Source organism: Streptococcus vulneris, assembly GCF_019218685.1.
GTDB lineage: Bacteria > Bacillota > Bacilli > Lactobacillales > Streptococcaceae > Streptococcus > Streptococcus vulneris.
The window spans coordinates 24,556-45,029 of the sequence record NZ_JAHUZC010000010.1; the positions used below are offsets into that span (position 1 = coordinate 24,556).

Annotated in this window: 24 protein-coding genes; 3 read left to right on the forward strand and 21 right to left on the reverse strand. The window is 40.6% G+C overall.

All coding sequences use genetic code 11. From position 1 onward, the window contains the following. Nucleotides 1–33: 33 nt before the first annotated feature. The 17 genes from infB to KUA57_RS07425 form a co-directional block, all read right to left on the reverse strand. Nucleotides 34–2,832 (reverse strand): translation initiation factor IF-2, encoded by a 2,799-nt coding sequence (gene infB, locus KUA57_RS07350; RefSeq protein WP_218493973.1) that lies wholly within the window; start codon nt 2,830–2,832, stop codon nt 34–36. Nucleotides 2,833–2,848: 16 nt separating this feature from the next. Further along, the gene (locus KUA57_RS07355; RefSeq protein WP_001041390.1) at nt 2,849–3,148 is read right to left on the reverse strand and encodes a YlxQ-related RNA-binding protein; all 300 of its coding nucleotides are present in this window, start codon (nt 3,146–3,148) and stop codon (nt 2,849–2,851) included. Beyond that, a complete protein-coding gene (gene rnpM, locus KUA57_RS07360; RefSeq protein ID WP_125411458.1) occupies nt 3,141–3,434 on the reverse strand; it encodes an RNase P modulator RnpM in 294 nt (97 codons plus the stop codon). The genes KUA57_RS07355 and rnpM overlap by 8 nt, the downstream gene beginning before the upstream one ends. A gap of 21 nt (nt 3,435–3,455) precedes the next feature. After that, nucleotides 3,456–4,592, reverse strand: a complete 1,137-nt coding sequence (gene nusA, locus KUA57_RS07365; RefSeq protein ID WP_218493974.1) for a transcription termination factor NusA — start codon at nt 4,590–4,592, stop codon at nt 3,456–3,458. Nucleotides 4,593–4,635: 43 nt separating this feature from the next. Continuing rightward, nucleotides 4,636–5,115 (reverse strand): ribosome maturation factor RimP, encoded by a 480-nt coding sequence (gene rimP, locus KUA57_RS07370; protein ID WP_000338691.1) that lies wholly within the window; start codon nt 5,113–5,115, stop codon nt 4,636–4,638. A 126-nt stretch (nt 5,116–5,241) separates the two neighbouring features. Beyond that, a complete protein-coding gene (trmB, locus tag KUA57_RS07375) occupies nt 5,242–5,877 on the reverse strand; it encodes a tRNA (guanosine(46)-N7)-methyltransferase TrmB (RefSeq protein WP_218493975.1) in 636 nt (211 codons plus the stop codon). Next, nucleotides 5,874–6,668, reverse strand: coding sequence for a cell cycle regulator CcrZ (gene ccrZ, locus KUA57_RS07380; RefSeq protein WP_125443379.1), 795 nt, complete (start codon nt 6,666–6,668; stop codon nt 5,874–5,876). Before ccrZ ends, trmB begins: the two co-directional genes overlap by 4 nt. Nucleotides 6,669–6,830: 162 nt before the next feature. Then, entirely contained in the window at nt 6,831–7,442 is a 612-nt protein-coding gene (locus tag KUA57_RS07385) for a CPBP family intramembrane glutamic endopeptidase (protein ID WP_218493976.1), read from the reverse strand. A gap of 135 nt (nt 7,443–7,577) precedes the next feature. Then, nucleotides 7,578–8,192 (reverse strand): CPBP family intramembrane glutamic endopeptidase, encoded by a 615-nt coding sequence (locus KUA57_RS07390; RefSeq protein ID WP_218493977.1) that lies wholly within the window; start codon nt 8,190–8,192, stop codon nt 7,578–7,580. 29 nt (nt 8,193–8,221) lie between these two features. Continuing rightward, a complete protein-coding gene (blpZ, locus tag KUA57_RS07395) occupies nt 8,222–8,470 on the reverse strand; it encodes an immunity protein BlpZ (protein WP_218493978.1) in 249 nt (82 codons plus the stop codon). A 36-nt stretch (nt 8,471–8,506) separates the two neighbouring features. Beyond that, a complete protein-coding gene (locus KUA57_RS07400) occupies nt 8,507–8,890 on the reverse strand; it encodes an immunity protein (protein ID WP_218493979.1) in 384 nt (127 codons plus the stop codon). A gap of 82 nt (nt 8,891–8,972) precedes the next feature. Further along, nucleotides 8,973–9,377 carry a hypothetical protein gene (locus KUA57_RS07405; protein ID WP_000846945.1) on the reverse strand — a complete coding sequence of 135 codons (405 nt, stop codon included), beginning with the start codon at nt 9,375–9,377 and terminating at the stop codon, nt 8,973–8,975. Further along, nucleotides 9,374–9,538 (reverse strand): hypothetical protein, encoded by a 165-nt coding sequence (locus KUA57_RS07410; RefSeq protein WP_079114892.1) that lies wholly within the window; start codon nt 9,536–9,538, stop codon nt 9,374–9,376. The genes KUA57_RS07405 and KUA57_RS07410 overlap by 4 nt, the downstream gene beginning before the upstream one ends. Nucleotides 9,539–9,819: 281 nt before the next feature. After that, nucleotides 9,820–9,939, reverse strand: coding sequence for a PncF family bacteriocin immunity protein (locus KUA57_RS09625; RefSeq protein ID WP_060627126.1), 120 nt, complete (start codon nt 9,937–9,939; stop codon nt 9,820–9,822). 277 nt (nt 9,940–10,216) lie between these two features. Then, nucleotides 10,217–10,573 (reverse strand): hypothetical protein, encoded by a 357-nt coding sequence (locus KUA57_RS07415; protein ID WP_218493980.1) that lies wholly within the window; start codon nt 10,571–10,573, stop codon nt 10,217–10,219. Nucleotides 10,574–11,259: 686 nt separating this feature from the next. Beyond that, nucleotides 11,260–12,600 carry a sensor histidine kinase gene (locus tag KUA57_RS07420; RefSeq protein ID WP_218493981.1) on the reverse strand — a complete coding sequence of 447 codons (1,341 nt, stop codon included), beginning with the start codon at nt 12,598–12,600 and terminating at the stop codon, nt 11,260–11,262. A 13-nt stretch (nt 12,601–12,613) separates the two neighbouring features. Then, nucleotides 12,614–13,351, reverse strand: coding sequence for a response regulator transcription factor (locus KUA57_RS07425; RefSeq protein WP_218493982.1), 738 nt, complete (start codon nt 13,349–13,351; stop codon nt 12,614–12,616). Between the two features lie 295 nt (nt 13,352–13,646). Between KUA57_RS07425 and KUA57_RS07430 the strand changes: the two genes are divergently transcribed. Beyond that, nucleotides 13,647–13,976 carry a helicase BlpT gene (locus tag KUA57_RS07430; RefSeq protein ID WP_218493983.1) on the forward strand — a complete coding sequence of 110 codons (330 nt, stop codon included), beginning with the start codon at nt 13,647–13,649 and terminating at the stop codon, nt 13,974–13,976. Between the two features lie 61 nt (nt 13,977–14,037). Here KUA57_RS07430 and KUA57_RS07435 read toward each other — a convergent pair whose 3' ends face one another. Beyond that, a complete protein-coding gene (locus tag KUA57_RS07435; protein WP_218493984.1) occupies nt 14,038–15,087 on the reverse strand; it encodes an ABC transporter permease in 1,050 nt (349 codons plus the stop codon). Continuing rightward, nucleotides 15,084–15,815 (reverse strand): ABC transporter ATP-binding protein, encoded by a 732-nt coding sequence (locus KUA57_RS07440; protein ID WP_153220347.1) that lies wholly within the window; start codon nt 15,813–15,815, stop codon nt 15,084–15,086. Before KUA57_RS07440 ends, KUA57_RS07435 begins: the two co-directional genes overlap by 4 nt. A gap of 67 nt (nt 15,816–15,882) precedes the next feature. Between KUA57_RS07440 and KUA57_RS07445 the strand changes: the two genes are divergently transcribed. Together KUA57_RS07445 and KUA57_RS07450 are read left to right on the forward strand one after the other, a co-directional pair. Then, nucleotides 15,883–16,293, forward strand: a complete 411-nt coding sequence (locus tag KUA57_RS07445) for an HIT family protein (RefSeq protein WP_001278320.1) — start codon at nt 15,883–15,885, stop codon at nt 16,291–16,293. Between the two features lie 9 nt (nt 16,294–16,302). Continuing rightward, nucleotides 16,303–16,590: a hypothetical protein gene (locus tag KUA57_RS07450; RefSeq protein ID WP_218493985.1), complete on the forward strand. Its 288-nt coding sequence runs from the start codon at nt 16,303–16,305 to the stop codon at nt 16,588–16,590. A gap of 252 nt (nt 16,591–16,842) precedes the next feature. Here KUA57_RS07450 and dnaJ read toward each other — a convergent pair whose 3' ends face one another. After that, complete coding sequence (gene dnaJ, locus KUA57_RS07455) at nt 16,843–17,979, reverse strand: molecular chaperone DnaJ (RefSeq protein ID WP_218493986.1); 1,137 nt, start codon at nt 17,977–17,979, stop codon at nt 16,843–16,845. A 566-nt stretch (nt 17,980–18,545) separates the two neighbouring features. Beyond that, nucleotides 18,546–20,369: a molecular chaperone DnaK gene (gene dnaK, locus KUA57_RS07460; RefSeq protein WP_000034667.1), complete on the reverse strand. Its 1,824-nt coding sequence runs from the start codon at nt 20,367–20,369 to the stop codon at nt 18,546–18,548. Nucleotides 20,370–20,474: the final 105 nt, after the last annotated feature.

Consider the following 20,474-nt stretch of genomic DNA (forward strand, 5'->3'; position numbering starts at 1 on the left):
TGACGACGAGTCAAATGAGCTATCGTTTCTCTATTATCTCTTGATTTCTTCCATGACATAAGCCTCAATCACATCATCCATCTTGATATCATTGTAGCCATCAATCATCAATCCACCTTCACGACCGTTTGTAACTTCTTTGACGTCGTCTTTGTAGTGTTTCAAGCTTGCGAGTTCACCGTCATAGATAACAACACCGTCACGGATAACACGGACTTTAGAGTCACGGGTAACCTTACCGTTGATAACCATGAATCCACCGATAGTTCCCACTTTAGACACCTTGAAGGTTTCACGAATAACTGCTTCACCGATAACTTTTTCTTCAAATTCTGGATCAAGCATCCCTTTCATGGCTTCTTCCATCTCTTCGATAACCTTGTAGATAATGCTGTGGAGACGGATTTCCACATCGTCAGCTTCAGCTTGTTGACGAGCTTGTGGTGTAGGACGTACGTTGAAACCAACGATAAAGGCATTTGAAGCTTCGGCAAGAGTCACGTCAGATTCGTTGATGGCACCGACCGCTGAGTGAACAATGGTAACTTTAACACCTTCTACATCGATTTTCTGAAGTGAGGCAGAAAGTGCTTCAACAGAACCTTGTACGTCGGCCTTGATGATAACGTTAACTGACTTGAGTTCACCAGCTTTAAGTGTATCAAAGAGGTTTTCAAGGCTGACACGTTGGGTAGCTTGACGTTGTTTCATAAGGGCACGTTTGGCACGTTCTTCACCTGCTGCACGCGCAGATTTTTCATCTTCGTAAACGGCAAAGTGGTCACCCGCCATTGGAGCTTCGTTCAAACCTGTGATTGAGACTGGTGTTGATGGTCCAGCAACCTTAACACGACGACCAAGATCATTGGTCATAGCACGAACACGACCGAAGGTATTTCCGACAACGATTGGGTCTTGAACATTCAAGGTACCTTGTTGAACAAGAAGGGTTGCGACCGCTCCTTTTCCTTTATCCAAGCGCGCTTCGATAACTGTACCGATAGCACGAACTGTTGGGTCTGCCTTGAGTTCTTGGATTTCAGCCACAAGAAGGACTGTTTCCAATAATTCTTCGATGTTTTGGTTAAATTTAGCCGAGATTTCAACAAATTCAGAATCTCCACCCCAAGCGGTTGACATAACTCCATGCTCTGCCAATTCACCGATAACGCGTTCTGGGTTGGCACCTGGTTTATCAATCTTGTTAATGGCTACGATGATTGGAACGTTGGCCGCTTTTGAGTGGTTAATGGCTTCGATAGTCTGAGGCATAACCCCGTCATCTGCCGCTACGACCAAGATCGTAATATCGGTAACAGAAGCACCACGCGCACGCATAGATGTAAAGGCCGCGTGTCCTGGTGTATCAAGGAAGGTAATCTTCTTACCATTTTCCACGATTTGGTAGGCACCGATATGCTGAGTGATACCACCTGCTTCACCTGTCGCAACACGAGAGTTACGAAGGGTATCTAGGAGTGTTGTTTTACCGTGGTCAACGTGTCCCATGATAGTTACAACTGGTGGACGCTCAACCAATTCATCTTCATTGAGATAACCATCTTCGACAAAGAAACGTTCGATGTCGGCATTATCCACTTCAACCTTTTGTTTGGCTTCGATACCGTAATCCACCATGAGGAGTTCAATTGTTTCCCCATCCAAAGATTGGTTTTGTGTGGCCATGACACCCATCATGAAAAGTTTCTTAACGATTTCAGCTGGTTCACGTTTGATACGTTTTGCGATTTCCGCAACGGTCATACCATCTGTATATTCAAATTCTGTTGGCAATTCATGGAATTTACGTTCTGTAACAGGTTTTGGAGTCTGATTACGGTTGTTCTTGTTATTGCCTTTTTTGTTCTTCTTATTGTTATTCCAGTTACTATTTCTTTGATTTCTCACTTGATTTTGACTACTTCGATTCTTTTGTTGTTTTCTAGGACCATCTTCTTCGTGATCATAATCATCACGTTCTTTGTCTGGTCGGGCTTGCTTCTTACGACGTGTATCCACTGCAGGTTCTTTTTTCTCAGGGACGACTTCAACCACTGCTTGAACTTGCTGTGCTTGTTGCGCTTGCTCAGCTAACTTAGCTGCTTCTTCAAAGATTTCCTCTGGTTCCTTGCGTTTGTTAGCTTGAGCTAAGGCTTCTTTAGCAGCCTGATACTGCTTGAAGCGTTCCTCACTTGAACGTGCGTACTCTGCATTTTGTTCTGCTTTTAGGGCTGCTGCACGGGCTTTAAAGTCAATACGTGGAGCTACTTGATTTGGACGTTTATCCTCTTGTTGACGGCGCTCATTGCCACGATTTTGCTGACCTTGCTGTTTCTTAGCCTGGTCATTAAAACGACGATTGTCGCGGTTGCCTTGACCTTGTTTTCCACCATTACGGTTATCATTCTTTTGATGATTTCCCTTTTGTTGGTCACGGTTATTGCCCTTATTTTGCTTGCGTCGTTCTGCCTGTTCTTTGGCACGAGCTTCACGCTCAGCCTTGAAATTACGACTTTGCGGTTTAGCTGCTACTTTTTCTGTTTTAGGAGCAACTGGCTCAGCTGGTTTTGCCTCTTCCTTGGCTACAGCTGGTTTAGCTGGCTCAGATTTCTCGGCTTTCTTTTCTGCACTTGCTTTTGGTGTTGCAGGTTTTGCTTCTGCTTTCGGAGCAGCTGCAGGCTTAAAGCTGGCAACGATTTTTGCAGCGACAGCTTCTTCCACACTTGATGAGTGGCTTTTCACATCCAAGCCCAACTCTTTTGCACGCGCTACAACTTCTTTACTTTCTTTTCCAAGTTCTTTTGCGATTTCGTACAATCTTTTCTTAGACAAATCATGTCCTCCTCTTCTATTCCATAAGAGACCTCATTTTCTTTGTAAATCCAGCATCTGTCACAGCCAAAACCTTTCTCGATTTTCCGACTGCTATGCTTAATTCCAGTGTTGAAAACACGGTTACAATTTCTACTTGATAATAATGACTTTTATCTTGAATCTTCTTGGTTAGATTGGGCCCAGCATCATGGGCTAGAAAGACCAACTTGGCCTTGCCATCTTGAATGGCCTTGACCACCAATTCTTCACCCGATATAATCCGACCTGCTCGCTGAGCAAGCCCCAAGAGATTGCTTATCTTTTGCTTATTCAAGTCCTAACTCTCTTCTTTTCACTTTGTGATCCACATAAGCGATCAACTCTTCATAAAAGCTTTCATCCACTTCCATGCTAAAGCTGCGGTTAAAGACCTTCTTCTTTTTCGCCTCTAAGGCTTCTGCATTGTCTAGCTTGATATAAGCGCCGCGGCCATTGGCCTTGCCTGTCGGATCTATAAAGACTTGTCCTTCCTTGTTTTTGACAATGCGGAGCAAATCACGCTTATCAATCACTTCATTGGACACAACAGACTTGCGCAAAGGGATTTTTCTCGTTTTCATCTTTCCCTCCTCTAGCAGCTTTTATTCTTCTACAGTATCGTTTTCTGCTTCCAAATCTACTGAAGCAACCTCTTCCATGGCTTCAAATTCGCTAGCAGACTTGATATCGATACGGTAACCAGTCAAGTGAGCTGCCAAGCGAACGTTTTGTCCACGACGACCGATAGCAAGAGAAAGCTTGTTATCAGGAACAACCACCAAGGCACGTTTGCTGTCGTTTTCGTCAAAGATAACTTGGTCAACTTCAGCAGGAGCGATAGCATTGTAGATAAATTCAGCTGGATCAGCTACCCATTCGATAACGTCGATATTTTCTTCGATTGGTACCATACGGTCGCTCTTAGCATCGTAGCGAGCTGGGTGGAATTTGCTGGTAATTTTCTTGATGTTAGCACCACCACGTCCGACGATTGTCCCGATCGCATCCACGTTTGGATTGTAGCTACGAACAGCAACCTTCGTACGGTCACCAGCTTCACGAGCCACGCTCATAATTTCAACAGTTCCATCATAAACTTCTGGAATTTCTTGCTCCATCAAACGTTTGATCATTTCTGGATGGCTACGGCTAACAAAGACGTTGACACCACGAGGGTTGTCTTCAACCTTGTAAACATATACTTCGATACGATCATGAGAAGCAAAGACTTCCCCAGGGATTTGGTCTTGTTTTGACAATTGGGCTTCAATGCTACCAAGGTTGACATAAATAAAGCGATTGTCAAAGCGTTCTACAGTACCAGACATGATTTCTTGCTCATGTTCTTTGTAAGTATTGTAAGTGATGGCACGTGTTTGCTTGCGCATTTTTTCCATGATGGTTTGTTTGGCAGATTGGGCTGCTACACGACCAAACTCAGCAGGTGCTTCTTCAAACTTGATTTTATCCCCAAGCTCATAGGCTGAATTAATGGCAAGAGCATCTTTTAAGCTGATTTCCAAACGGCTATCAAATACTTCATCAACCACTTCACGGACAGTATAGACTGTAAAGTCACCTGTTTTCTCGTTAAAGTCAATAGCTACACTGTCCGACTGACCATAACGTCTGCGATAAGCGGAACGAAGCGACTCTACTACTGCGTCGATGATATCTTCTTTTTTGATTCCCTTGTCTTCTTCCAAAATGCGGAAGGCCTCTAGCATTTCTTTACTCATGTTTTCTTCACTTTTGAATCCTCAAAAGCTATCCTTTCTTTTTCTATAATTTAACTGCTAAACGTGCTTTTGATACTAAACTGTATGGAATTTGGACAGTTTTCTTACGCGTCTTGTCCATATATTCCATGGTCAACTCGTCCTCTTCGAAGGCCAACAAGGTTCCTTCAAAGACCTTTTGCTTATCGATGGCTTGGTAGAGCCCGACATGGATGTATTTCCCAACCGCTCCAGCAACGGCATCCTTGGTTTTCAAAGGACGTTCCAAGCCTGGACTGGTGATTTCTAGGAAATATTGTTCTGGGAAGGGATCTGGCTTGATGGTATCTAGGACAGGACTGATAATTTCTGTCAAGTCCGCCGTGTCATTCAAGGTAATTCCTTCAGGTTTATCTACAAAAATACTGAGAATCATGTCACTGCCAATCTTTCCATACTCGATATCCACGAGTTCGAAAGGTGCTTGGATGACAGGTTCTACAACTTCTCTGACTAATTCTACGATTGTTGCGATTGCGTCCACCTCCTCATAAGCAAGAGGCGAAGATATTTCCCCGCCTCTCTTTCTCATATTCTTACTATTAGTATAGCACGTTTGCCAACTTATGTAAAGCAAAAGCACTTGTACAACCTGATTTCAGGCTATTTCTTAAAATTCTGCCTCAACTCGGTAGATAACTTGCCCCTTGTTTGAGAATTTTTGCTCGTATTCTGTCATGACATTGCCTTCAAAATCACTGGCATGCAAATCTAGCCAGACACCATTGAGTTTCATACCATACTGAGAAAAACTCACTAGGCTGTACTCAAACAAGCCACGGTTATCCGTCTTGAAATGAATTTCCCCATTTTCAGGCAAGATGCGCTTGAAGGTATCCAAGAAGGTCTTGTAGGTCAAACGACGCTTTTCATGGCGTTTTTTAGGCCATGGATCTGAAAAGTTCAGATACAAACGATCAATCTCACCATCTTTAAAGTAGTCTGTCAAATCAGAACCATCCACCCACAAGAGCTTGATGTTAGGCACTCCAACTTCAAGAACCTTGTCTAAAGCGTAACTCAAAACAGACTTTTGAATGTCAATCCCTATATAATTGATGTCAGGGTTTTGCTTGGCCATACCTGAAACAAAGGCACCCTTTCCACTTCCAACTTCCACATGAATGGGATTATCATTTCCAAACAAGTCCCGCCATTTTCCCTTAGCTTCTAAGGGATTGAGGACCACATACTGGGGATTTGCCTCTAGTAATTCTGTCGCCCCTTTACGATTTCTAACTCTCATCTTCTCTTTCCATACTTGTCTCGGAAGTGACGCAAGCCATGAATCTCCCGATTGACATTTTCTAAATCTTGGTTCATATAATACTTGGAAATCTGGCTCAAATAAGACAATTGACCATACCAATACAATTTATTTAATACCGTTTGATTGTACTTGTATCCGTAGTAGGTCAACCATTCCTTCCACTCATGTTCTGGAATATAATGGCAGAGCATATGGGCCACATCAAACATGCGGTCGGTCAAGCGAACCGAATCCCAATCCACCAAATAAATCAAGCCACTATCTGTCTCAATCCAATTACTATGTCGTACATCTCCATGGACAATGGTCGCATAGTCCTCTCTAAATCCTGGAATAGTCTGACGTAAATCAGCCATCACTTCACTGATAAAATGATTTTTACGTAAAGCATCTGGAACCGTTTCCTGCCAAGACTGTAGTAAATCTACAGGTGTTTCCATGGCATAGCCCAAACGACTCAACTGTGTCATCAAAGGACGTGAGCGATGTAGGCGGGTTAAAATATTGACGATTTGCTTACGATTCATATCATAGGGGGTCAATATCTTGCCTGTCAACCATTCTTGAGCACACATATCACGCCCATCTGCCAAACGGCGACTCCATAATAACTGTGGAGCAATTTGTTCTCTAGCTAGACCAGGTAGGATTGGAGAGGTGTTCATTTTTACAAAGATGCGCTTCCCATCAGGATAGCTACCCATATAAGCCTTGCCACTTTTCCCAGGTATGGGAGTCAGTGTTAGCTCATTATCACCCAAATCCATTTCTTTCCTCCGTATAAAGTTTCCTTACTATTCTACTAGTTTTTGGGCTATTCGTCAACCGCTCCACACCCGATTCTAAAAGAAAAGCCTCTGGGGTAGTTTGGGCTATCATTCTAGAAAGAAAAAGGCAAGCACCGTCTTCTGCTTACCTTTTCATGATGTTTATAAATAATATAAGAGTGGCCAAGCATTGTAAAACATGTGAACTAGAGTAGAAACCCATAGGTTTTGGCTCTTTTTATAAGCAAAGCCCAGTAACAAGCCCCCAAGTAGATAAAAAATAAACGAAGGGACATTAGAAGGTCCATGCATGAAAGAAAAGAGAGAGGAAGTTAGCACAATCCCTAACCAAGAATTGTCAAAAATCGCACCTTGAAGAAGTCCTCTGAAAATGAGTTCCTCCTGGATGGGTCCAAAAACTGAGGAAGTCAAAATCAAAGACAGAGAAATTCCTCTGCTAACTTCCGACAAGTGTTGAACTCCTGCGCCAGAAGAAACAGCAAAGAAATGAATATAAACCAGCGTCTCAAGAACGCTTAGAAGAAAGATTGCAATAAAAAGCAAAAGTTCTTTCTTGCTTAACATCCCAAAAGAAATCATTTCAAACTTTCTAGCATAAGCAACACTCAGCGAGGTTACTAGAAGACTTACAATAATCAATGCAGATTCATTTTGAAAAAAATCCCCATGGTTAATCGTATAAGGAACTGTAATGACGATTATTAATACTAAAAATCCAAAACACAAGGCATGAAATTTATCAAAAAACTCCATCAAATTATCCTCCTCACCAAACAGACTTCCCTACAAGTCATCCTTTAGTGCTAGTCTTTCCAATACAAACCATTTTATACTAACGTTGCCTTGTTGTACTCCAGTACAGCCTGCTACTAGTTTTCCCTTTGATTTTCATTGAATATAAGTTAAAAGTGGCAAACTGTTGTAAAACATGTGGACTAGAGTAGAAACCCAGAGGTTTTGGCTCTTTTTATAAGCAAAGCCCAGCAACAAGCCCCCGAAAAGATAATAGCAAAACGAAGGAATATCATAAGGTTCATGCATGAAAGAAAAGAGAGAGGATGTCAGCACAAGCCCCAGCCAAGAATTATCAAAAACTGCACCTTGAAGAAGCCCTCTAAACATGAATTCCTCCTGGATAGGTGCCAAAACTGTAGCACTAACAATAAAGGAAAGCGAAAGTCCTTTACTAGCTTCCTCAAGGTGTTGAGCCGAAGCACCAGAAACAACTGAGAAAAAAGCATGATAGCTAATACTTACCAGCACAGTGAGAAGAAAAATTCCAATGAACAGCAAGAGTTGTTTCCTGCTTAACATCCCCAAAGAAATCATATCAAACCATTTCGCATAGCCAAAACTAAGGAAAAGCAAGAGACTCTTTACAGCAATGAATATGTACTGGTGTTGAAAATGATCTCCTTGATTAATGGAATAACCTGCTGCACCAACGATTGCAAAGACTAAAAATCCCAAAAACAAGGCATGACATTTATTAAAAATTCTCATAAAACTATCCTCCTCACCAAACAGACTTCCTACTCGTCATCCTTTAGTTCTAGCCTTTCTAAAACAAACCATTTGAGTAACCAAAATCCGACCACATAACCAGCCCCTAAGAATATAGCTATTAAAGATAGCATGGGATTTAAGAAATAAAAGACCACCACAGATACAAAGGTTAGCACAAAAACATTGAAGGCAATGGTGTCAGAAGCCCAATCTAGAATGTAGGGTGTCAACCAGTCTAAGGTTTTTGAATCTAGGAAAAATAAGTGTTTATACATGATGACCTCCTCTTGTCAAGCTCTACTACTGCAAGATTAAGAAGACAGTTTGTTCTTTTTAAGACTGACCTGACTACTAGATAATAGATACATTAAGGAATTAAAGACAATGAAAATATGTCCATAGAATAAAATCAGCTTCGCATCCAAACCAAGATAAAGTTTGACCATTAAAAAGATGAGCAAAAGAATTTGAAACCATAAGGTTTTTCCAAAAATAAATTTAAAGCGGTTTTGGATGTCTACTTCCTTGATTTTTACCGCCACCCCTTTATTAGCAAGAAGGAAAATTCCTGCTTCAAACAATCCACTGTAGAGAACAAGCCACCCAATCGATACATTAGAGATTTGTAAAAATGTCCCTAAAAGAATATTCAACATACTACTCAAGAAAATAACAAGAAATAATCTGTATTTCATATTAAATACCTCCATTCATTTATTTCACGAACGTTTTAATAGAACCTTCTAATCAAAAATTCTATTAGAAGAGGAAGGCAAACTACTTTTTATAATACTTCAAGCCCCAAATGAGTAGAAGCATAATAATCAAGCAGAGAATAGCGCCAATATAGGCAATTAGTTGTTGGTAAGATTCTCCTGCTGTGACACCTCTATACAAACAAATAATAGACATAAAACCTGTCAAGCCGATAAACATGAGTTGATTGGTTCTAGGACTAACCAAATCATCATCTTCAAACTCTCTTATTCTCATTTCCCTAGTGAGGTAAACAGTAACCAAAATAGAAGCCAAGTTAATAACCACTAAAAGAAATTGGAGAACTACGGAAAAATTTAAAAACTGACGAGATAGAAATAGATAAGTGGAGACAAGCAAGGGCAACTGACCTAGGAACAATCTCGCAAGGAAGATGTTCCGTTTTTTAGCAAGAAAAGTTTTCATTTCTTTGCTCCTTTCTTTTTCATTAAAGCAAAATAAATCATCACTGCAATCACATAGGCTATGGTATAGAATAGATGATACCAAGCACTCTCCCTAAGCGGATATAGAAAGATGGACATAATCAGATACAAGATGAAAATGACAAATATTTTTTTCTTCATAAGATTTCCTCCTGAATGTTTGTTGAGCAAGAACCTTTACACTGCCAGTATAGCACTCATTTTATCCTTGGATCACTCAAATCATAAATGGTCATCAAAACATCTTGAATTGTTAAAAAATTTAAAAAGCAAGCATGAAAAACATACTTGCCCTTTACACCATATTGATACCAACTTAATTTGTAGATTTTTTATCCTGCTATCACATATCATTTTGACAGGCGAAACAATATTAAAGAAACTCCACTGTAGATTAAACTAGCGATAAAAAATCTTTTTATCTAATTAGATCTATCTTTATTCTTCTTTGGAGATTTTAAAAATTTTTCCCTAATTAAAGAAGTAATATAAGAAACAAACATGCCAACAACAAAAGCAATAAGAAAACTTTTGAAATCCATAATTACCTCCAAGTACACAAGCTCAAGTCTTTAAGCAACCATAATAGCCAATTGTAACATTGTTTTTGCATTCACGAGGAATACCCCTTTTTACTTTCGTCCTATTACAACCTTAATAAGGTTAGTATACTACTATTTTTTAAAATTTTCCATCCAAATCATAAATGGTCATCAAAACATCTTGAATTGTTAAAAAATTTAAAAAGCAAGCATGAAAAACATACTTGCCCTGGGAAACTTGACAATGTGAAAATACAAAATAGAAAACTACTCACCCTCACTTCCGTATGTTCTCATATATTCTCATGATTGCAACAAGAATAGCAGCTGTCCCACTTGCCAAAGCGATAAGGGTAATGATAATGTTTAGGATTTCAGGCGTACTCCCTATTCTGTTGATAAGACGGAGTAGGGATATAACTGTCAACTGAATCAGGAGTATGGATTCTCCTCTTATTAATGAAGTCAGTTGGTTTTCAACTGCATATAAAAAGACTGGTAGCATAACACAGGCTATAGCAATCACAAACAGGTTGCTCCCTGTTTCTTCTCCCTTGTTCACCACGGAAATCATGAGAAGATTTGATGCTATGATCAACGTAGAGCAGATGATAAAAAAGGATTTCTTATTCATTTAATATCCCTCACATACTATAGTATTTTATTTCAAACCTAAGAAATATTCTTCAAACTACTGCAAACCATCTCGCCGTAAAGCAGTACTGTCTATAACTAGTTTCCTAGTTTTCTTCAAATACTGATTTTTTATTGAAGACAAGAATGGTAAGCTCATTAACCATTATAGCAAAAAATAATGATAACATATATTATTTTTCGGTTTATGAATGATATTCGTTATTTTGGTAAGGAGAAAGTTCTTTGTTCAATTCAAGATATTTCAATAACCATTCAAGATTTGGATGAAATTTTTTTAAAAACAGTGCTATACTAAACTTGTCACATTTGTAACACGGCAAAAATCTATATTCGGAGGCAAGTAATCATGAAGAGTAAGATTTATTATATATCCAATATTTTTTATGGAATATTACTATTTTCTATTGGATTAACATCAAAAGTATTTATTTTTAGCAGTTTAATGTCCATAACTTTAATAACTCTATCTATAATAGGATTGTTAAAAACTAAAAATAAAAAGTAGATATAGCAGAATTAGATTTCAAAAATTAGAACCCCCTCCCGATAGTTGATGATGAAGAAAATTATTTCATACAAGCAATTAACTGTAACTCAAAACTACTTTGATTAACTATTCAGCCATACAGACCGAGAAACAAGAACTCTCGGTCTTATTTTTTATCATTCTGCATGTATCACAGTAAGTACCTGACGAAAAACTTGATTTTGACAGGTGGTATTGAGACTAGCATTGGGATAACTTTCCACAATCTTCATAACAGTATAGAGACCAACTCCTCTCTCCTCCCCTTTAGAACTGGCTCCAAAGGAGAAGATTTCAGAAATATCGATGCTCTCTTCTTTGATGGAGTTTTCAATGATAAAGGTCTCTTGTTCTCCATTTTTTAAAAAGGCAATTGAAACGTGAGGTTGACTGGCCTCTACACTGGCTTCAATGGCATTGTCACAAAGAATAGACACAATGGTTAGAAAGTCAAGCAGGCTCATCCCCTCGACCTGAATCTCCTCAGGAACTTCGACATTAAAGATAATCTTCTTATCTCTTGCTTTTAGAAATTTCCCTGCCAGTAGACTTTTAAGGGCACGATCCCGAATATTCACCAATCTGCCCAGGTCATATTTATTGTCCTGCAATTTTTGGCTAGAGTCCTTCAAGACGGAGTCGTAGACCTCTTTTATCTGCTCCATATCCTCCTCTTCAATGCCCAGACGTAAGCTGGTCAAGAGGTTGGTATAATCATGACGAAAGCTCCGCACTTCCTTATAAAGTTCCTCTATATGCCGACTATAGCGTTCCATATCTCTATAGCGCAAGTCCTGCTCTTGGTTCAATCTCTCATGGAGTTTGTCCTTCAAATAGGTATCCAGCTTCTTGATAATACCCATAAAAAAGAGGAGGTAAAACACTAGGATGAGATGACGAACAGTCTTTGATTGGATATCGTATGCATATTCAAAGTAAGACAGATTTTCCATGACTAGAAAGTAGGCCCCCATTATCCAGTTAATCTTAGTAAGGGACTTTTGAAAAGCTTTATCGAGAATCTCCTTTCTCAAACTAGTGAAATCATAGTTCAACCATTTCAAAAAAGCTAGAGAAATGAAGAAATTGAAAATCATTATAAACAACCAAATAAATGAGTAATTGTCATCTATTTGCCCTTGGTCTAAAAACGGAAGCACAAAATAAGAAACACCTCTATAAAAGAGATTCACCAATATCATTGGAAAGAGACCATAAAAGAAAAGGAGTTTTTTAGGAAGACCTCTTAACAATAAGAAAGATAAGCCTATGCCGTACAAGGGTACCACAAAATAAGATAGGTAAGTATTTCCTACTATATAGTTAATCGTTACAAAAACGACTGCTAAAAGTAACTTAAAAAGAAAAGCTTTAAAAAATCTCTCCAGAGTTAGAACAATTCCATCCACCTTAAAAAATATAAACAATTCCAATCCAACTATCAAAAATGTATATACTGTCTTCCAAACTATTTCCATTACATTACCTCACTTAGTGCAAGTTATTGATAGCTTCAGACACTTCTCTGACCTTATAACGCGCAATCATACAGCTTCCTCCATTGGGAAAGAAAAGGAGTTTTTCTTTCTTATCCAAACGAACCACATTGGCTGGATTGATGAGAAAAGAGCGATGGCACTGCAAGAGACGAGGCTCCTGCTTGAAAACCTCCTCTAAACTCGCTGTAAACTCGAGCCTGTCCGTCTTGGTATAGAGAATGACACGATGGGCTCTGGGCGACGTTTCGAGATAGTAAACCTCTTGAAAAGGATACTGGAATTGAGCAAATTTTGATTTAAAGTAAAAGCAATCTTCCGCCAGACTTTTACTATCTTGACTATTGGCATAGAGGAGGGCTGTCTCGATACGAGATTCAAACTCCTCTGCCGACAAGGCCTTATCAATATAGTCCAGAGCAGACACTTGGTAGCGAAAGGACAGGGGCATAAACTCCGAGTGAGTTGTCACAAAAACAATCAGGGCATAAGGATCTCGATCCCGAATTTTTCTAGCCACTTCCAGCCCCTTCATCTCCTCATTTCGAATCTCAATATCCAAAAAGAATAGCTGATGGGCCCCCTTCTCATGCACCTCTGCCAGCAGTTGATCTGGCTTACCAAAGACTTCAAAAGAACTCGGAGTGATCTGATGTTCTTTCAAAAGTTTTTTAATCGTCGTTTCAATTCTAGTCTGTTGGGAAAAATCATCTTCTAAAACAAATATTCTCATCTTCTTACTCTCCTTGTTTCGATTTCTTCCTAAAAAGAGAATAGCAAAAATACTTTGATACAAGCCCACCAAATCCTAAACAGGCCTTTAACGCTCCTGAAGGGTATCTTGTTCCTCAAATAAGCATGATAATCTTACAACTATTTTATCATAAAATCTTAACAGTACCATTCAGGAAATTTCAAGGGCAATTAAAGATTTTTTGGTGAAAAAGGAGATAAAAGTGATAAACTGACAGTATCAAAACACAGTTGCTAGAATCAAGTCTGGCAACCAGATTAAAGGAGGAATTCTCATGACAGATATAGACCCCATCAAAAAAGCTCAGACTTTGATTACTGACTTAAACAAAGCCTACCAAGCATGCAAACAGGCAACCGCTGACGACGTCCGCTTTCAGGAGCAATTAAACTCTATTCTTGACTTTCTAGCCAAGGCTGAGACAGTGGATAATCGAGTCTTGATTGAACTGGAAAAATTTTACCAGACTTCCAGTCTTCTCATGGGACTCAGCGCTCTTGATCCAGATGCCCCTACTCGCGCCGCTTGGCGGGCCTATGACCGCTTCCACTTTGACCAAGTCAAGACCAAGTTGAGCCTCTACGGACCAACCATTATCTTGTAGAAAATAAAAGAAGCTGAGACAAACTGAACTCAACTTCTTTTTTAGTATCATATAAGCAATATTAGTCCTGCATCTGACGTTTTACCTGATAAGGCAAATACAAGACTAGTAAAACCAAACCAGCTCCTAGTAAGGCTAGAAGGGCTAGTTTTTCTTGGAAGGTAATCAACCCAACAACTAATTCCACTACTAAGACCAAACTGGTCAACCCTCGGACTACCGCCTGCAAGCCTTTTTCCTTTTGCCCCTTGTCCAGTGGAAAGAGTTGGGTCAAATACTGGTAGTCAAAGGCATGATAGAGGGCCAGTAACTGGAAGAGCAGGAGGTAGTTAAAGAGAACCACCACTGCTGTCGCAATCCAAGCTTGCTCGATAAAGACCTGCGCCAGAACGGAAAGCAAGAGCAGACGGAGACTGAGCGCAAAGAGGTCTCCATTTCGCAAATAAGAACGCAGATAGAGATTTTGCCAAATCTTTCCAGGCACCTTCTGAACAGCCTTTAGGATAAAGTCCAGATAGGCACGACGCTTGACGCTGTTTGAAATTCCCTTGACCTGCGTAAAGAGGGCAAAGAAACGAAGCAAGACTTGCTTGCGCTTGCTTTCTTGGGAAATGACATAATCCCAGTCCAGTCCAGTTTCAGTAAAAAACTTGCTGGCCTTTTGACGAAAGAGGAAATATTTACCAACTCCCAATAAAAGCACATAGATTAGGAAGACAGGCAAGCCATAACCCATCGCCAAAAATAAAGGCGCAAATAAAAGCAAGAAAAGGGTCTGGACAAAGAGCCAAAAGACTAGGGAAATGCCAGTTTGACGCTTAAGATGGAGCTTGATTTCCTCTTCTCCAACTAAGAGAAAGAGCTTATCTGGTGCCTCCATATAGGTGGCAATTCCACCCCAAAGCAAAAGTAAAACAGACGTAATTCCTACAAATAAAAGGATAGGCCAATGATTTTCAGGAAAATCTTGTAAGAGTTGACTGTACTGGTAGGCTAGAAAGCCCAACAGGACAAGCAGGAATAAGACAAAGTGGTCATTGAGCACATAGCGCAGATAACCAAGACACTCCTTACGAAAAGCCTGCTTTCTCTTTAAAAACAAGTCTTTCATAGCTCCTCCTCTTTGGTCAGAGCCAAGTAAATATCATTCAAACTAGCCTCAGGCATATCAAAGGCTTCGCGCAGTTGCAGGAGATTCCCCTTAGCACGCACCTCACCCTTGTGAAGAATGACAAAGGCATCACACATCTTCTCCGCCGAATCCAGCACGTGGGTACTCATGAGAATGGACTTACCCTTTTGCTTTTCCACTTCCAAAAGCTGAATCAAGTCTGCAATAGCCAACGGATCAAGACCAAGGAAAGGCTCATCCACGATGAAAAGACTTGGATCCACCACAAAAGCACAGATAATCATGACCTTCTGCTTCATCCCTTTTGAAAAATGAACAGGAAACCAGTCTAATTTCTGGTCCAAACGGAACATTTTTAGCAAAGGCTCCACTCGATCAAAAGCCACTTTCTGCTCAATACCATAAGCCATGGCAACCGTTTCGATATGCTCTCTGAGGGTCAATTCCTCATACAGACTAGGTGTCTCAGGAATGTAGCCAATTTGCTTGCGATAGTTCGTTGCATCTTCTTGCAGGGTCAGGCCATTAATATTGATGGAGCCACTATAAGGTGTCAACAGACCGATAATCTCATTGATTGTCGTTGATTTTCCAGCACCATTGAGACCAATCAAACCGACCAACTGCCCACTTTCAACGGTAAAGGACACATCTTTCAAGACAGGGACATGGACATAGCCACCTGTCAGGTTTTTAATTTCTAACATATTTTCTCCAAATCTGGTATAATGTAGCTATATTATATCAAAATTCAATACAGTAGAGGTAGATTTTATGTCAGATTGCATTTTTTGTAAAATCATCGCAGGGGAAATTCCTGCTTCAAAAGTATATGAAGATGAGCAGGTTCTTGCCTTTCTTGATATCTCTCAAGTGACACCAGGACACACCTTGGTCGTGCCAAAAGAACACTATCGCAATCTTTTGGAAATGGACGCTACTAGCGCCAGCCAACTCTTTGCCCAAGTGCCAAAAGTGGCCCAAAAAGTCATGAAAGCTACTAAGGCCGCTGGTATGAATATCATTGCTAACTGTGAAGAAGTCGCTGGGCAAACCGTCTTTCATACCCACGTTCACCTCGTGCCTCGCTACAGTGCGGACGATGACCTCAAGATTGATTTTATCGCCCACGAACCAGACTTTGACAAACTTGCTCAAGTAGCTGAAACTATCAAAAATGCCTAAGGAGTTGCTATGAAATTATCCAACCTACTGCTATTTGCAGGAGCTGCAGTCGGAAGTTACCTGGTCACAAAAAATCGCCAAGCCATCACAGATGAAGTCTTGAATACCACTGACCGCGTTCAAGCAATCAAGGACGATGTGGATATTATCCAAAACAGCCTGCAAATCATTGATCAGCAAAAAGAACTCATCAAGGAATACCAAGAAGACCTGACTTACAAGTTTAAGGTCTTGGAAAAGGATATCCAGACTAGACTAGCTGTGATAAAAGAAATGCAGGAAACTGAAGATAAGTAAAAAGAGCCCGACGGCTCTTTTTTAAAACGTAAACAAGTTATATCCCATTAACTATACATCATAATTTAGGCAACTCATTCACCATTTCACAACTAAATCGAAGACTTTCCGCCGTAATGAAAACACCTGAAACTTTGAGACCTAAGTTCAAAGTTTAGGTATAGGATTTCGAAGAAGGTCGCTACCGTCCGTCATTACTTAAGGAAAGTCTTAAAAACCTACAAACAAAAAGAGCCCGACGGCTCTTTTTGTTTATTCTCCTTCAAAGGCATCTTTAATATGGTCAAAGAAGCCTTTTTTCTTTGGATTGACTTTTAAATCACCAGCAGCTGCGAATTCTTTCAAGGCTGCTTTTTGGCGGTCGTTCAAGCCTGTCGGTGTTACGACATTGACAGTAACGTATTGGTCACCAACTGCACCACCACGAAGGCTCGGAGCTCCCTTGCCACGTAGACGGAATTTCTTACCAGTCTGAGTTCCCTCTGGGATAACCAATTCCACATCACCGTGAACAGTTGGGATATCAACTGTGTCACCAAGAGCTGCTTGGACAAAGTTGAGGTTGAGATTGTAGAAGATAGTGGTTCCTTCACGTTCAAACTTGTCGCTGGCTTCCACAGAAACCACTACATACAAGTCACCATAAGGTCCACCGTTAAAGCCTGCTTCACCCTGACCAGCTAAGCGAATTTGTTGACCAGTTTCCACACCAGCAGGAATTTTGACATGTACGCTATGCGCTTGTTTTTCATGCCCTGTTCCGTGACAAGTTGTACATGGATCTTTAATTTCTTTTCCGCGACCATGACAGACATCACAGGTTACTTGGCGACGCATCATACCAAGCGGAGTCTGCGTATCAACGTTAATGACACCAGCGCCATGACAGCGTCCACAAGTGACTGGACTTGTCCCTGGTTTAGCACCAGAGCCATTACATGTACGACAGCTTGCTTCACGATTGTACTTAACTTCTTTTTCAGTTCCAAAAATAGCTTCTTCAAAGGTCAAGTCCACACGATACTGGAGGTCATCCCCTTGACGAGGAGCATTTGGATTGCGCGAAGCACCGCCTCCGCCGAAGAAACTTGAGAAGATATCTTCAAAACCACCGAAGCCTCCTGCCCCATCGAAACCGCCGAAACCACCAGCTCCACCAAAACTGCCATTGGCACCCGCAGCACCATATTGGTCATAGGCAGCACGTTTTTGGTCGTCACTCAAAGTCTCATAGGCTTCTTGAACTTCCTTGTACTTTTCCTCAGCACCAGGCTCCTTGTTGATATCTGGGTGGTATTTTTTCGAAAGCTTACGATAAGCCTTTTTGATTTCGTCTGCCGAAGCGTTTTTTGACACCCCCAGACGATCATAAAATTCAGTATTGTTCATACAAGATACCAAGACCGTAAAATTCGACTGAAAAATAGGAAATCTGACGCTGGAGCGATGCTCCTAGACAGATTTATCTTTTTTCCTAGAATTTAGGTCGGGTTCAATTCCTTTCTTTTATATTGAGTCAGAAATTTTGGAACCCGTGTTCAATTCCCTGAACACCTTTGTTCCTTTCTATTGTTATTGTGAATCAAACCTCGATTTAGGTCGGGTTCAATTCCTGTATTTCATATTGATGAGACAAACCCCAAATAAATCAGGTTTAGGCCTTTTTTATCGAAAAACAGAGGCTGGGTTGCAACCTCTGGATTTCTTCTTAACATTCTTGACGAGTTAGGCTTAACTGAGTTTCGGCTAAAAACTTCGGAAAAAAGATAAGCCATCTTCTGTGCATCGCACAAGGCGATGGCTTCCTATTTTTCTTTCGTTTTCTTAACGCCTCAACATCTTACCGAATCGAGCACGCCCTAACCTCTTGGCGAAAAAGACAAATCTTTCTAGAAACTAAAGTTTCTGCGTCAGATTTCCTATTTTCACTGTGAGGTTTTAACAGGCTTTGCACCTTACTTTTCCGTAAACTCTCCGTCTACAACGTCATCTCCTGCGTTTCCTGTTGCTTGTGCGCCTTCTGCTCCTGCTTGAGCTTGTTGGGCTGCTGCAGCTTGTTCGTAGAGTTTAACAGCAAGTCCTTGAGCTTTTTCATTCAATGCTTCAAGTTTTGCTTTCATTTCGTCCAAGTTGTTGTCTTCTTGAGCTTTCTTAAGATCATCAAGGGCAGCTTGGGCAGCGTCACGTTCTGCGTCAAAACCTTTTCCTTCAGTTTCCTTGATAGTCTTTTCAGTCGCGAAGATAGCTTGGTCTACTTCGTTACGAAGGTCAACTTCTTCTTTACGTTTCTTATCTGCTTCAGCGTTTGCTTCTGCATCTTTCATCATGCGGTCGATTTCTTCGTCAGTCAAACCTGAGTTAGATTGGATCACAATTGTTTGTTCTTTTTGAGTTCCAAGATCTTTAGCCTTAACAGACACGATACCGTTCTTGTCGATATCAAATGTTACTTCGATTTGTGGGATACCACGAGGTGCAGCTGGGATATCTGTCAATTGGAAACGTCCAAGAGTCTTGTTATCTGCTGCCATTGGGCGTTCACCTTGAAGAACGTGGATATCAACGGCTGGTTGGTTGTCTGCTGCAGTTGAGAAGACTTGTGATTTAGATGTTGGAATAGTAGTGTTACGATCGATAAGTTTTGTAAATACTCCACCCATTGTTTCGATACCAAGTGACAATGGTGTTACGTCAAGAAGGACAACGTCTTTAACATCACCAGTAATCACACCACCTTGGATGGCAGCACCCATAGCAACTACTTCATCAGGGTTTACTGATTTGTTTGGTTCTTTACCAGTTTCAGCCTTAACAGCTTCAACAACGGCAGGGATACGAGTTGAACCACCAACAAGGATAACTTCGTCGATTTCTGACAAGCTCAAACCTGCATCAGAAAGGGCTTGACGAACTGGAACTTTTGTACGTTCTACAAGGTCACGAGTCAAATCGTCAAATTTTGCACGAGTCAAAGTCATTTCCAAGTGAAGAGGTCCAGCTTCACCAGCAGTGATAAATGGCAAGCTGATTTGAGTTGAAGTTACACCAGAAAGGTCTTTCTTAGCTTTTTCAGCTGCATCTTTCAAACGTTGCATTGCCATCTTGTCAGTAGACAAGTCAATACCGTTTTCTTTCTTGAATTCTGCTACCAAGTGGTCGATAATTTTTTGGTCAAAGTCATCACCACCGAGTTTGTTGTCCCCTGCAGTTGACAATACGTCGAAGACACCGTCACCCAATTCAAGGATAGAGACGTCGAATGTACCACCACCAAGGTCAAATACCAAGATTTTTTCTTCTTTGTCAGTCTTGTCCAAACCATAAGCAAGAGCTGCTGCAGTTGGTTCGTTGACGATACGTTCTACTTCAAGACCAGCGATTTTACCAGCGTCTTTTGTGGCTTGACGTTGAGCGTCGTTGAAGTAAGCAGGAACTGTGATAACTGCTTTGGTTACTTTTTCACCAAGGTAGTCTTCAGCATAACCTTTCAAGTATTGAAGAATCATAGCTGAGATTTCTTGTGGAGTGTATTCTTTTCCGTTAGCAGAAACTTTTTCAGAAGTTCCCATTTTAGATTTGATAGAGATAACTGTATCTGGATTTGTAACTGCTTGACGTTTTGCAGCATCACCAACGATGATTTCACCGTTTTTGAATGAGACTACAGATGGAGTTGTACGGTTTCCTTCTGGGTTTGCGATGATTTTGCTTTCAGTTCCTTCAAGAACTGCAACTGCTGAGTTTGTTGTACCTAAGTCAATACCGATAATTTTAGACATGTGTTTTTCTCCTTGTTAGTTAATTTTCTTTTTTTTATATTTCCCTTAAGTGGTGGGGACGTGAGCAACTCCCTTCGGGATTTCATCACTTATTTTTGAGCCTAT